This is a genomic window from Streptomyces sp. NPDC044106, from assembly GCF_056433985.1.
Genome location: NZ_JBWKFZ010000004.1, coordinates 490365 through 504634, shown reverse-complemented (window position 1 = coordinate 504634; position 14270 = coordinate 490365). Strand labels below are relative to the sequence as shown.

At 71.8% G+C, this 14270-nt stretch carries 6 protein-coding genes; 4 read left to right on the top strand and 2 right to left on the bottom strand.

What is annotated here, in order from left to right; all coding sequences use genetic code 11:
• The 4 genes from AC07DI_RS09775 to AC07DI_RS09760 all read left to right on the top strand — a co-directional run.
• The coding region (locus tag AC07DI_RS09775) for an SDR family NAD(P)-dependent oxidoreductase (protein WP_478903438.1) at nucleotides 1–3869 on the top strand (3869 nt) is incomplete at its 5' end.
• A 17-nt stretch (nucleotides 3870–3886) separates the two neighbouring features.
• Nucleotides 3887–9061: a type I polyketide synthase gene (locus AC07DI_RS09770; protein ID WP_478903436.1), complete on the top strand. Its 5175-nt coding sequence runs from the start codon at nucleotides 3887–3889 to the stop codon at nucleotides 9059–9061.
• Complete coding sequence (locus tag AC07DI_RS09765) at nucleotides 9058–11973, top strand: helix-turn-helix transcriptional regulator (protein WP_478903434.1); 2916 nt, start codon at nucleotides 9058–9060, stop codon at nucleotides 11971–11973. Before AC07DI_RS09770 ends, AC07DI_RS09765 begins: the two co-directional genes overlap by 4 nt.
• Nucleotides 11974–12096: 123 nt before the next feature.
• The gene (locus AC07DI_RS09760) at nucleotides 12097–12348 is read left to right on the top strand and encodes a DUF3253 domain-containing protein (protein WP_478903464.1); all 252 of its coding nucleotides are present in this window, start codon (nucleotides 12097–12099) and stop codon (nucleotides 12346–12348) included.
• A gap of 34 nt (nucleotides 12349–12382) precedes the next feature.
• Here AC07DI_RS09760 and AC07DI_RS09755 read toward each other — a convergent pair whose 3' ends face one another.
• Both AC07DI_RS09755 and AC07DI_RS09750 read right to left on the bottom strand, forming a co-directional pair.
• Complete coding sequence (locus AC07DI_RS09755) at nucleotides 12383–13843, bottom strand: NAD(P)/FAD-dependent oxidoreductase (RefSeq protein WP_478903432.1); 1461 nt, start codon at nucleotides 13841–13843, stop codon at nucleotides 12383–12385.
• Nucleotides 13840–14253, bottom strand: a complete 414-nt coding sequence (locus AC07DI_RS09750) for a nuclear transport factor 2 family protein (RefSeq protein WP_384247303.1) — start codon at nucleotides 14251–14253, stop codon at nucleotides 13840–13842. The genes AC07DI_RS09755 and AC07DI_RS09750 overlap by 4 nt, the downstream gene beginning before the upstream one ends.
• Nucleotides 14254–14270: the final 17 nt, after the last annotated feature.

The window sequence follows — 14270 nt, the reverse complement described above, 5'->3', positions numbered from 1 at the left end:
GTGGTTTGCGGGTGCAGGTCGTGGTGGATGAGGCCGACGGTGACGGGCGTCGTGGCGTGCAGGTCTTCACCCGGCTTGAGGGCGATACGGGCCTGCACGCGACGACGGCGGCGACGGCGGTGGTGGACGGTGGCGGTGACGGCGAGGGTGGCTGGGTGTGCCACGCCACCGGCACCCTCACCCCCGAACCTGACCGCGACACAGCCGACGCCATGAGCGAGAGGCTGGCCGGGACGTGGCCCGTGACCGGCGCCGTACCCGTCGACGTAACAGACTTCTACGAGCGGGTGGCCGACGCGGGCTATGCGTACGGCCCGGCGTTCCAGGGGCTGCGTGCGGTGTGGCGGGACGGTCAGGATCTGCTGGCCGAGCTGGCGCTGCCCGAAGCCGCCGGCGCCCACGACGGCTACGGCATCCACCCCGCCCTCCTCGACGCCGCCCTCCACCCCGCCCTGCTGCTCGACTGGGGCGGGCAGTCGCAGGGCGGCGACGAGATCTGGCTGCCGTTCGCCTGGAACCAGGTCGCCTTGTGGGCCACGGGCGCAGACACCGTACGCGTACGGCTGTCGCCCGGGGAGCACGACGAAGCCGAGCGGGAAGTGCGCGTACTGGTCACCGACGCCACCGGGACGAGCGTCCTGAGCGTGGGATCGGTGACGCTGCGACCGGCTGACATCAGCCGGCTCCAAGCCGAACAGGCCCCAGACGATGGCCTGTTCGCGGTGGAGTGGACAACGCTACCGCTTCCGCTGTCACAGACGGACGCGCGACGCGACGGCAGCTGGATCACGCTGACGAGTGATGCCACCCCAGCTGACCTGGCTGCTCTGGGCGAAGCGGTGCGGGCGGGCGGTGGCGGTGCCGGTGGTGGTGGCGGTGAGGCGCCGTGGGCGGTGCTCGCGCCCGTCGAATCCTCGGCCGCCGACGGCCTGCCGGTCGTGGAGCGGGTCTTGTCCTTGGTACAGGAGTTCCTCGCGGACCCGGAGCTGTCGCAGTCCCGTCTGCTGTTGGTGACGCGGGGTGCCGTGACTCTCGACGGGGTCGGGGAGGTGGACGCGTCTGCGGCAGCGGTGTGGGGTCTGGTCCGCAGCGCACAGTCGGAGAACCCGGGCCGCTTCGTCCTGCTCGACGTCGACGGCAACGTAGCCGCGGACGGCGGTGCCGAGCTGCCGCAGGCGGTACTGCGCCAGGCTGTCGAAAGCCTCGAAGAGCCCCAACTCGCCTTGCGTGGCGACGACATACTTGTGCCCAGGCTCGTCCGTGCGACCGGCGGCGCGCTGGCCACGGTGCCTGACGAGCGTGCCTGGCGTCTGGACAAGGGAAGCGCCGAGACGCTGGAAAGCGTGACCCCGGTCGCCTATCCGGAGCTCCTGGAACCTCTGGGTCCCGGCCGCGTACGCCTCGACATCCACGCCGCGGGCATCAACTTCCGCGATGTCCTCGTCAGCCTCGGCATGGTTCCGGGCCAGATCGGCCTGGGCGGCGAAGGCGCCGGTGTCGTGACGGAGGTGGGCCCCGACGTCACGCATGTGTCGGTCGGCGACCACGTCATGGGCGTCCTCCACGGCTCCTTCGGGCCGATGGCCGTGGCGGATACGCGGATGATCGCGCCGGTCCCGCAGGGCTGGACCATGCGTGAGGCGGCCGGTATGCCCGTCGCCTACCTGACGGCTTGGTACGGGTTGGTGGAGCTGGCGGGTTTGAAGGCTGGTGAGCGGGTGCTGATCCATGCCGGTACGGGTGGTGTGGGGATGGCCGCGGTGCAGGTTGCCCGTCATCTGGGTGCGGAGGTCTTCGCGACGGCGAGTCCGGCCAAGCATGGGGTGCTGGAGGAGATGGGTGTTGATGCGGCCCATCGGGCGTCTTCGCGTGATCTTGCCTTTGAGGATGCGATCCGCCAGGCCACGGGTGGGGAGGGTGTGGATGTCGTACTCAACAGTCTCGCCGGTGAGTTCATCGATGCTTCCCTGCGGTTGCTCGGTGATGGTGGTCGGTTCCTGGAGATGGGCAAGACCGATCTGCGTACCGCGGAAGAGGTTGCCGCGCAGCACCCGGGCGTCACGTACACCGTCTATGACCTCGTCACCGATGCCGGGCCCGACCGCATCGCGGTCATGATGCGGGAACTGGGTGAGAGGTTCGCCTCCGGTGACCTCGCACCGTTGCCGGTACGTTCCTGGCCGCTGGACGAGGCGCGGGAGGCGTTCCGGTTCATGAGCCAGGCCAAGCACACCGGGAAGTTGGTGCTGGAGGTTCCGCCTGCCCTCGATCCGGAGGGCACGGTGTTGATCACCGGTGGTACGGGTGTGCTGGGCCGGGTGGTGGCTGAGCATCTGGTGCGGGAGTGGGGTGTGCGGCACCTGCTGTTGGCCAGTCGCCGGGGTGCGGATGCTCCGGGCAGTGGCGAACTGGTGCAGCGGCTTGGTGAACTAGGCGCTGAGGTGAGTGTTGTTGCTGCTGATGTGGGTGATGCGGGGTCGGTGGCGGAGCTGGTGGGCAAGACCGATCCGTCGCATCCGTTGACCGGGGTGGTGCATGCGGCGGGTGTGCTGGAGGACGCGGTGGTCACGGCGCAGACGTCGCAGGGGCTGGCGCGGGTGTGGGCGGCGAAGGCGGCTGCGGCGCGGCATCTGGATGAGGCGACGCGGGGGATGCGGCTGGGTCTGTTCGTGGTGTTCTCCTCGGCTGCCGCCACTCTGGGCAGTCCTGGGCAGGCCAACTATGCGGCGGCGAACGGGTATTGCGATGCGTTGATGCAGCGCCGCAGGGCGCAAGGGCTGGCGGGACTGTCGGTCGGCTGGGGCCTGTGGGAGACCCCGCCCGACGAGATGACCCGCATGACCGAAGCCACGGAAAGTGGCACGACAGGCACCACCGCGACCGGCACGACAGGCGCCACGGAGACCGGCGCGACAGGCACCACCGTCACCGGCACGACAGACGGCACGACCGCAACCGGCGCGACAGCCGGTGCAACGGCAACCGGCGCGGCAGACGGTGCAACGGCAACCGGCACGACACGCGGCATGACCGGCGGCCTCAGCACCACCGACATCGCCCGAATGACCCGCATCGGCGTCAAGGCCATGACCAACGAACACGGCCTGGCCCTCCTCGACACCGCCCGACGCTACGGTCACGCCCACCTCGTCGCCGCCGACCTGGACACCCGCGTCCTGGCGGGACGGCCCGCCACCTCCCTGCCCCCCATCCTGCGTGCCTTCGCCGGCGCCCGAGGCTCCGCGAGGCCCACGGCCGCCGCTGTCCGGCAGGACATCGACTGGGCAGGCAAGCTGGCGGCGCTGACCACGGACGAGCAGCACCGCACCCTGCTCGACCTCGTGCGGACGCACGCCGCAGCGGTCCTCGGGCACACCGGTCCCGACGCCGTACGCGCCGACGCCCCCTTCCAGGACCTGGGCTTCGACTCCCTCACCGCCGTCGAACTGCGCAACAGGCTCTCGGCCTCCACGGGCCTGCGCCTGCCCGCCACGTTCATCTTCAGGCACCCCACCCCGGCGGCCATCGCCGACGAACTGCGTACGCAGCTCTGCCCCGCCGGGGCCGATCCGGCCGCCCCTCTCTTCGGCGAGCTGGACAAACTGGAGACGGTGATCACGGGTCATGCGCACGACGAGAACATCCGCGACCGCCTGGTGACACGCCTGCAGAACCTGCTCTGGCGCCTGGACGACGCAGCGACCGCCGCGCGCGGTGCAGGCGGCAGGGGCGATGCGGTCGGTGCGGGCCGTGCTGGAGACGCCGGCGGCGAACCCGGCGAGGCCGGAGACTCCGGCGAGAACCGGGACCTCGATTCCGCGTCGGACGACGAACTCTTCGAGCTGATCGACCGAGAACTGCCTTCTTGATCAGGAGTGGAGAAGACATGCCGGGTACGCAGGACATGCCGGGTACGGAGGACAAGCTTCGCCACTATCTGAAGCGCGTGACGGCGGATCTCGGACAGACCCGCCAGCGACTGCGCGATATGGAGGAGCGGCAGCGGGAACCGGTGGCCATCGTCGCGATGGCCTGCCGTTACCCCGGCGGTGTGACGTCCCCCGAACAACTGTGGGACCTGGTCGCCTCGCGCGGCGACGGCATCACGGAGTTCCCCGCCGACCGCGGGTGGGACCTGGCCGGCCTCTACCACCCCGATCCGGACCACCCGGGGACGACGTACGTGCGGGAGGCCGGGTTCCTGCGGGACGCGGCGCGCTTCGACGCCGACTTCTTCGGCGTCAACCCGCGCGAGGCGCTCGCCGCCGACCCGCAGCAGCGGGTGCTGCTCGAAGTCTCCTGGGAGCTGTTCGAACGGGCGGGGATCGATCCGTCCACGCTCAGGGACACGCTCACCGGCGTGTACGCGGGGGTGTCCAGCCAGGACCACATGTCGGGCGAGCAGGTGCCGCCGGAGGTGGAGGGGTACGCGACCACGGGCACCCTGTCGAGCGTCATATCCGGCCGCATCGCCTACACCTTCGGTCTGCAGGGCCCGGCGGTGACGCTGGACACGGCGTGCTCGGCCTCACTGGTGGCGATCCATCTCGCCTGCCAGGCGCTGCGGCAGGGCGACTGCGGTCTGGCTCTCGCGGGGGGCGTGACCGTGCTGTCCACGCCCACCGCCTTCGTGGAGTTCTCCCGTCAGCGCGGCCTGGCGCCGGACGGCCGGTGCAAGCCCTTCGCCGAGGCCGCCGACGGCACCGGCTTCTCCGAGGGCGTCGGCCTGCTCCTCCTGGAACGTCTCTCCGACGCGCGCCGCAACGGGCACCGAGTGCTCGGTGTCGTACGCGGCTCAGCGGTCAACCAGGACGGCGCGAGCAACGGCCTGACCGCCCCCAACGACGTCGCGCAGGAACGCGTGATCCGCCAGGCCCTGACCAACGCCCGCGTCACCCCCGACTCCGTCGACGCCGTGGAGGCCCACGGCACCGGCACCACGCTCGGCGACCCCATCGAGGGCAACGCGCTCCTGGCGACGTACGGGAAGGAGCGGCCGGCCGACCGGCCGCTGTGGCTGGGTTCCGTGAAGTCGAACATCGGGCACACGCAGGCCGCCGCAGGCGTTGCGGGCGTCATCAAGATGGTGATGGCGATGCGCCACGGCGAACTGCCCGCCTCCCTGCACATCGACCGGCCCACACCCCACGTGGACTGGGAGGACGGGGGAGTGCGGCTGCTCACCGACCCCGTGCCGTGGCCCCGCGGCGACCGCCCCCGCCGGGCGGGCGTTTCCTCCTTCGGCATCAGCGGCACCAACGCCCACCTGATCGTGGAACAGGCCCCCACTCCCTCGGACGCAGAGGACGGCTCGGATGGGGTGCATGGGGTGCAGGGAATGCAGGGTGGTCCGGAAGCCCTCGGCGCCTCCGCCTCCTTCGCCGTGCCGTGGATGGTCTCGGCCCGCGGTCATGAGGCGCTGTACGCACAGGCTGCCTCCCTGGCCGAACGCGCCGACGGCGGGCAGGAGTTGGCGTCCCCCACGGACATCGGTTGGTCACTTCTGAGGACTCGTGCGCTGCATGAACATCGGGCAGTGGTGGTGGCCGCGGAACGGGCCGAGTCGGTGGCCGCGCTGCGCGCGCTGGCGGCGGGGAAGCACCATCCGGCGCTGATCGGCCCGGGCCCGGCCGCTCGGACACCCGCCCGTGTGAACGGGGACACGGTCTGGCTGTTCAGTGGTCAGGGGAGTCAGTTGGTGGGGATGGGTGCCGGGTTGTATGGGCGGTTCCCGGTGTTCGCGGAGGCGTTCGACGAGGTGTGTGCCTTGTTGGACGTTGAGTTGGGGGCTTCGCTGCGTGAGGTTGTGTTCTGTGGTCCGGTGGAGCGGTTGGATCACACGATGTGGACGCAGGCGGGGTTGTTTGCGTTGCAGGTGGGGCTGGCCAGGTTGTGGGAGTCGGTCGGTGTGAAGCCGGATGTGGTGATTGGGCATTCGGTTGGGGAGGTGGCGGCTGCGTATGTGGCAGGGGTCTTCTCGCTACCGGATGCGTGTCGTGTGGTGGGGGTGCGGGCGCGGTTGATGGGGGCGTTGCCTGGGGGTGGGGCGATGTGTGCGGTGCAGGCGACGCGGGAGGAGTTGTCTGCTGGGCTGGATGGCACCCGTGTGAGTGTGGCGGCGGTCAACACGCCTGATTCGACGGTGATTTCGGGTCCGTCGGATGAGGTGGAGGGTGTGGCGGGTCGGTGGCGGGAGTGGGGTCGCAAGACGAAGGCCTTGTCCGTCAGTCACGCGTTCCATTCCGTGCTGATGGAGCCGATGCTGGCGGAGTTCACCGAGGCGTTGCGGGGTGTGGAGTTCCGGCGGCCTTCGATTCCGCTGGTCAGCAATGTGTCGGGGCGCGAAGCGGGTGAGGAGATCACCACTCCGGAGTACTGGGCACGCCATGTGCGTCAGCCTGTCCTCTTCCAGCCCGCCATTGCCCAAGTGGCGGAGCGGGCTGGGGTGTTCGTCGAGCTTGGTCCGAGCCCAGTGCTGACCACCGCCGCCCAGCACACCCTCGACGGGCTCGCCGATGACGACGCCCCGGAGCCGGTCGTCACCGCTTCCCTCCATTCCGCCCAGCCGGACGATGTCGCCTTCGCGCAGGCCATGGCTCGGCTGCACACGTCGGGGATCGCCGTGGACTGGTCGGCGTACTTCCCGTCCGACCCCGAGCCCCGCATCGTCGACCTGCCCACCTACCCCTTCCAGGGGCGGCGCTTCTGGCTTGCGGACATCGCGGCGCCGACATCCGCCTTCCACGAGGACGGGGAGGAGGCCGGGTTCTGGGCGGCGGTCGAAGGGGCGGACGTCCAGGCGCTCTGCGACACCCTGCACCTCAAGGACGACGGGCACAGGTCGGCTCTGGAGACGGTGTTCCCGGCGCTGTCCGCGTGGCGGCGCGAGCGACGTGAGCGGTCGATCGTCGGTAGGTGGCGGTACCGAGTCGACTGGCAGCGCGCAGACCTGCCCGCTGCGCCGGGATCTCGGGGCGCGTCGGGCGCCGGTGCCTGGCTGCTGGTCGTCCCCGCGACCGGCGCCGGGCCCTGGCCGCAGACATGCGCCAAGGCCCTGGAGAAGACCGGCGTGCCGGTCACCTTGGCGGAGGTCGGCCCGGACGCCGCGCGGGCGGAGCTCGCGGACCTGATCCGGTCGCACCGGGCCGGACTCCCGGACGACGTACCGCTCGCCGGAGTGCTGTCCTTGCTGGCCCTCGGTGATGGTTCGGACGCTTCCGCCCGCCTCAGCGAGGACACCCGGGCCGGGGAAGACCAACCGACCCGTGGCCTGACGGACACCCTGACGTTGGTGCAGGGACTATTGGACGCGGGCCTCGACGTGCCCCTGTGGTGTGCCACCCGCGGCGCCGTCTCGTGCGGCGACAACGACCCGGTCGTCGCTCCCGCGCAGGCCCCGGTCTGGGGGCTCGGCCGTGTCGCGGCCCTGGAGCACCCGGAGCTGTGGGGCGGCCTGCTGGATCTGCCCGCGGACCCCGAAACGCTTGATGCGGGCGCGTTGTACGCGGTGCTGGGCGGCGACAGCGGCGAGGACCAGGTCGCACTTCGGCGCGGTGGCGTTCTCGGTCGCCGTATCGTCCCCGATGCGACCACCGGTGAGAAGCTCTCCGGCAACTGGCGGCCGAACGGTGCCGTCCTGGTCACGGGCGGCGTCGGCCATCTGGCGGATCAGGTCGTACGGTGGCTCGCCGCGTCCGGCGCCGAACACGTCGTACTCCTGGACACGGATTCCGAGGGCACTCGGAGGGACGGCGGCAGCCTCGCGGCTGAACTCGCCCAGTACGGCACCACGTTGACTCTGCTTGAAGGTGACCCGTCCCGAGGTGGGAGAGTGGTCGCGCGGGCACTCGCCGAGCTGCCGGACGACGTGCCGGTACGGACCGTCATCCACACCTCGCTGCCCGGCCGGCTCACACCGCTGGCGGAGATCACCCCCGAGGAACTCGGCGAGGCCGCATCGGCCGCCGTGGAGCTGGGCGAACTCGCGCGCCGGGCACCGCACCCAGCGGTCACGGGCACGCCCGCGGACACGAGCACGCCCGCGGACAGGGAGACGGACACAGAGACAGGCACGGCCAAGGCCATGGTGGAGACCGTCATCTACTTCTCCTCCGTGGCAGCCGCGCTCGGCAGCAGGGAACACGGCGCGTACGCCGCAGCCAACGCCTACCTCGACGCGCTGGCGCAGCGCCACGGCGGCGAAGGCCCCCGGACGGTGTCCGTGGGCTGGGGCATCTGGGACCTGCCGGACGACGGAGAGTCCGCGCGCGAGGCCACGGGACTGTCCCGGCGACAGGGACTGCCGCCGCTGGAGCCACAGTTGGCGCTCGGCGCGCTGCACGCCGTGCTCGACAGCGGCAAGGGGCACACGCTGATCGCCGATATCGAGTGGGAACGATTCGCGCCGCTGTTCACGCTCGCCCGCCCCACCCGACTGCTCGACACGGTCCCCGCGGCCGTGCGGATCCTCGACGCGGCCTCGGACAGCACCGAGGGAGCGGAGAACGGCGCGGTGCTCCGCCGCGATCTGTCCGCCCTGCCCGCGCGCGAGCGGGCCGGTGTACTCCTGAACCTGGTGCGTGAGCAGGTGGCCGCCGTCCTGCGGTACGAGCCGGGGCAGGGGGTCGAACCGGAGAAGGCCTTCAAGGACCTGGGTTTCGACTCACTCGTGGTCGTGGAGCTGCGCAACCGGCTGCGTACCGCCACCGGGCTGCGGCTGCCCGCCACGATGGTCTACGACTACCCGACGCCTCGCGCCCTCGCCGAACACCTGCTGGACAGGATCCTGCCCGACGGCGGCGCGGGTGAGCTACCGGTCGCCGGACACCTGGACGAGCTGGAGGCGACTCTCGCGGGACTCGCGGTGGACGATCCGCGCCGCACGGGGCTGGTCCGGCGCCTACGGGCCCTGCTGTGGAAGCAGTCCGACGTCACCGGGGCGACCGGGGAAGCCGACGACACGCAGGACGGGGACGAGGGCGAGGGCGAGAGCGACGACCTGGCGGCGGCGAGCGCCGACGACATGTTCGCGCTGATCGACCGTGAGTGGGGCACGGCGTGACGGGCGCCCTGGGGGAGGCCGGGACCGGCCTCGTGGAGCGTTCCCGGGAACTGGCCGCCCTGCAGCGTGCCTTCGACGGCCCGCCGGACGCGCGCGGCAGCCTGACGCTGGTCACCGGCGTCGTGGGTACGGGGAAGACCGCGCTTCTCCGTGCGTGGACGGAGCGCCTCGGCCCCGACGCCCTGGTGCTGACGGCCACCGCCTGCCGTGCCGAGCGCGACCTGCCGTTCGGCATCCTGGAACAGCTGCTGCACAGCCCCGGCCTGCCCGCCGCCAGCGCCGAACGCGCCCTGGCCCGACTCGACGACGTCAACACGAACACGAAGCCGAACGCGGGCGCGAACACGAACGCCAACGCCAACGCCCGCGCGGACGCGGCGAACCCGGGACCCGGCGATGCCCCACTGCCTGCCGCGCCCCTCCTGCGCGGGCTGTGCGACGAGCTGCGGAACCTGCTGGACGAACGGCGGCCCGTCGTGATCACCGTCGACGACGCGCACCACAGCGACGGGGCGTCGCTGCGGTGTCTGCTGTACGTGGTCCGTCGGCTGCGGTCGGCGCGGCTGCATGTCGTGTTCACCGAGTACGTCCACCAGAAGGCGCCGAACGCCCTGCTCACCAGCGAGTTCCTGCATGAGCCCGCCCTGCGCCGCATCCGGCTCGAACCCCTGTCGAAGGCTGGGGTGGAGGCCGTACTCGCCCGGCACCTGGACGAACGGACGGCAGAGGACCTGACGCCCGCGGTCCACGGCATGAGCGCCGGCCACCCGCTCCTCGTCCATGCGCTGGCCGACGACCACCGAACGATGGGCGGCGCCGGGGAGGCGTACGGGCGCGCGGTCCTCAGCTTCCTCCATCGGCACGAGGCACCGGTCCCGGACGTCGCCCGGGCCGTCGCGGCGTTGGGCGAGCGTGCTGCCGAACCCGCGCTGGTCGGGCGGCTCCTCGACGTGGACGCGGCGTCCGTCGCGCGGGCCGCGCACCAGCTGACCAGCGCGGAAGTGCTGCACGATGGCCGCCTGTGCCACCCGGCGTTCGGCGCCGCGGTATTGGACGGCATGGTGCCCGAGGAGCGGGGCGCCCTGCACGGCCGGGTGGCGGATCTCCTGCACGAGGAGGGCGCACCGGCCACCGAGGTGGCGGCCCACCTCATGGCCGCCGACCGGTCGGACAGCCCCTGGGTGGTTCCCGTCCTGCAAGAAGCGTCCCAACTCGCGCTGGAGAGCGACCAAGTGGAGACCGGCGTCGGCTACCTGCGCGCCGCCCACCAGCTGTGCCGCAGCGCGGCGCAGCGCTCCGCGATCGTCGGCGCGCTCGCCGACGCGGAGTGGCGCCTGGACCCCGCGAAAGTACTGCGGCACCTCCCCGACCCCACCACGACCGCTCCGGACACCGCCCCTGCCTGCACCCCGCTCCCGCTCCCACTCCCGCCGCCGTCCCTCCCCACCCACCTCCTGTGGCACGGGCGCGTCGAGGAAGGACTGGACGCCATCGGCACGCTCACCGGCATGGGCACGCTCACCGGTACGGATACGGATACGGGTACGGGCATGGGCAGAGGTACGCGCCACGGCATCGACCCGAACCCCAACCCGGCCGGCCCCCCTCCGATGAACGCCGCGGACCTCGACACCCCCTGGCTATGGGGCGCCTACCTCTACCCCGGGCACGTCAAAAAGCGCCTCGGCTCCGGCCTCCCGTCCTCGCAGCGCTCCGCCCCGCCCGCGCTCACTCCCGAGCTGCAGGGCGCGGGCACGCTCATGAACGAACTGCTGCACGGCGGCGAACAGGATGCCGTCGACGCCGCCGAGCGCGCCCTGAACCGTTACCGGCTCGGGCCTCGTACGGTCGCGGTCCAGACCGCCGCCCTGGCCGCCCTCACCTACCGCGACCGGCCGCACCGCGCGGCGGCCTGGTGCGACGGCCTCCTCGCCCAGGCGGCTGAGCGCAACAGCCCCACATGGTTGGCGCTGTTCACCGCGTGGCGTGCCCTGATCCATCTGCGACAGGGCGACCCGGCGGCGGCGGAACAGCGCGCCGGAGCCGCCCTCGCCCTGCTCGGAACCAAGGGCTGGGGCGCCGCGATCGGGCTCCCGCTGGCGGCAGCGGTACACGCGAGGTTGGCCCTGGGTGACGTGGACGGGGCGGCGGCCCTGCTGGAACGGCCCGTACCGCAGGCCGTTTTCCAGACCCGGCCGGGCCTGCACTACCTGGCGGCGCGGGGCCGCTACCATCTCGCCACCGGCTGCTACTACGCGGCCTTGTGCGACTTCTACGCCTGCGGGACGCGGATGAGCAGCTGGGGCGTGGACCTGCCCGCACTGGAACCGTGGCGACTCGGCGCCGCCGAAGCGTACCTGGCCCTCGGCGAATCGCTCCTGGCCCGCCAGCTCATCGACGACCACCTGACGTTGCCCGCCCCGGCGGGCGGCCGCACCCGGGGCATGACGCTGCGCCTGCGGGCGGCCACGTCCCCCGCTCCGGTACGTGCCGAGCTCCTGGACGAGGCCGTGGCGGTACTCCACGACAGCGGCGACACCTTCGAACTGGCACGTGCCGTCGCGGACCAGAGCATCGCCGTACGCGAACGGGGCGAGGCGGAACGCGCCCGGCTGCTGACCCGCAAGGCGCAGCTCCTGGCCCGGCGCTGGGGCAGCGCCCCGGCCCCGGTCACGGTCACCGAGGCCACGGCACCTCCCGGGAGCCACGGCCCGGACGCCGAAGGGGTCGGCTCGGACACGGAACTGTCGGGCGCGGAACGCCGGGTGGCCGAGCTGGCCGCCGACGGGCTCACCAACCGCGAGATCTCCCGGAGGCTGTGCGTCACGATCAGCACCGTGGAGCAGCACCTGACCCGCGTCTACCGCAAGCTCGACGTCAAGCGGTTGGACTTGCGAGCAGCCTTGGAGTGACGAATCCGCAGGTGGGGCCCTCGGGGGTGCGACACTGGCGCGGTGACGCACACCGAACGGCCCGCGAACGGGCCCGCGAATGGGCAAGCAGACGAGCCCGTGGACCGGCACGCGGACGAAGCCGTGGACCGGCGCTTGGAGCGAGTCATTCTCGACCTGCTCGAGCGCCGCGACCCGGACTCGACGATCTGTCCGTCGGACGCCGCGCGGGCGGTGTACGAAGGAGACGACGACGGCTGGCGCGCGCTCATGGAACCGGTCCGCCGCGCAGCCCGGCGCCTGGTCACGGCCGGCGAGGTGGAGATCACCCAGGCGGGCCGCCCCGTCGACCCGGCTACGGCTCGTGGCCCCATCCGTATCCGCCGCGCCCACTGAGACTTCCCGGCCCCGGCCCCGGCGACGCACCCGCTCACACGGTCCTTGCCGGTACCCCCGAAACCGTGGCGGCGTCCAGGTTCACGACGTCCAACTCCTCGGGAAGGAACGGGGGAGCGGTCAGTTCGGGGAGGCGCTCGTCGGCGCGCATCGCCATCAGGAAGCGGTTGGAGCCGAGTTCGCTCTGGGGCGCGTTCAGGCTCATCACGTCCGTGACGATCTCCGACGCCTTCGGGGAGCGGATCGACGCCGCGGTGATCGCCTCGGCGAACCGCAGGCGCTGCTCGGTGTCCACGCCGATGAGTCGAGGATCCGTCGCCGCCACGCGGCAGTTGACGTAGTCGATGTCCTTGGTGGCGGCCAGTATCCACGGATCGTCGACCGCCGCGCCGATCGCCTTCTGCAGGGCGAGCGTGGATCCCGGCCCCGTCCCCGCGCCCCCTCCAGGGCCCCGCTTGAACTCGCGGTCGATGGTGTCGGCGCAACGCGCCGCCGAACTCATGCCGTGCCCGTAGATCGGGTTGAAGGCGGTCAGCGAGTCGCCGATGACGAGCAGACCGTCGGGCCACTGCTCCAGCCGCTCCGGGTACAGTCGGCGGTTGGCCCCGGAGCGGGATCCGTGGACGGGAGTGAGCGGCTCGGCGTCGCGGAGCAGTTCGGCGATGACCGGATGGTTCAGCTTCTCCGCGAACGGTATGAACTCGGCCTCGGTGGTGGGCAGTTGGGCCCCGCGCGTGCAGGAGAGCGTCGCCAGCCAGCGGCCGCCCTCGATGGGGTAGACGACGCCGAAGCGGCCGGGCTCGCGCACCCTGTCGTCGGCGGCGATGTTCACGGCGGGGAAGCGGGTCGTCGCGCCGGGCGGGGCCTGGAAGAGCCGGGTGGCGTAGGCGACGCCCGCGTCCACGACGTCCTCCTCCAGGGCGGGCACGCCGAGCGCCGAGAGCCACTGCTTGAGGCGGGAGCCGCGGCCGGTGGCGTCGATCACCAGGTCGGCCTCCAGCGTCTCCTGCCGGCCGCCGTCGACCTCGCGTACGAGAACACCGGTGACGCGGTGCTCGCCACCTACCAGTTCGACGGCCTCGGTACGCTGCCGGACCGTGATGTTGCCGGCTGCCAGGGCCTGGGTGCGCACGGTCAGGTCGAGCAGCGGGCGGCTGGCGACCAGCGCGAACTGCGTGGCGGGGAAGCGGTGCTGCCAGCCCTGCCCGGTGAGCGTCACCAGGTCCTCGGGGAAGCCCAGGCGCCGGGCACCGGCCGCGAGGAGGCGGTCGGTGGTGCCGGGCAGCATCTCCTCGATGAGGCGGGCGCCGTTGGACCACAGCAGGTGGGCGTGGCGGCCCTGCGGAACGCCCTTGCGGTGCCGGGGCTCCTCGGGCAGCGTGTCGCGTTCGATGACGGTGACGGCGTCCACGTGGCGGGCCAGGACGTGGGCGGCGAGGGTCCCTGCCATGCTGGCGCCCAGTACGACGGCGTGTGCGGGTCGGGTGGTGGTCACGCGGGGATCCCTTCGGGGTGGGTGGTGTCGGCGGGGCCGTCCATGGTCACGTCCGTCACTCCCCAGAACGCCTGGACCCGGCGCCCGAGACCGTTCTCGTCGAGTTCGACGATGCCGACGATGCGGAAGGTCATCGGCCGGGGCCGCCGCACGGTGACCGTGGTGGGCGTCACCACGAAACGGTCGTCCATGGACGTCATCGGCGGGTCGGGCACCTCGTGCGTACCGCAGGAGACGGCCAGTTCGAGGTGCCTGCGCAGATCGTCCTTGCCCACCATGGGTGGCCGGCCCACGGGATCCTCGAAGACGATGTCGTCCGTGAACAGGTCGAGGACGCCTTCGATGTCACCGGCGTTGATCCGCTCGGCGTAGTCGACGGCCATCCTCTTTCGCGAGGCCTCGTCGGGCATGGCACCTCCAGGAAGGG

Excerpts from the sequence above, each read along its gene's own strand:
- AC07DI_RS09770 (WP_478903436.1), top strand. The coding sequence starts at position 3,887 with ATGCCGGGTACGCAGGACATGCCGGGTACGGAGGACAAGCTTCGCCAC.
- AC07DI_RS09750 (WP_384247303.1), bottom strand. The coding sequence starts at position 14,253 with ATGCCCGACGAGGCCTCGCGAAAGAGGATGGCCGTCGACTACGCCGAG.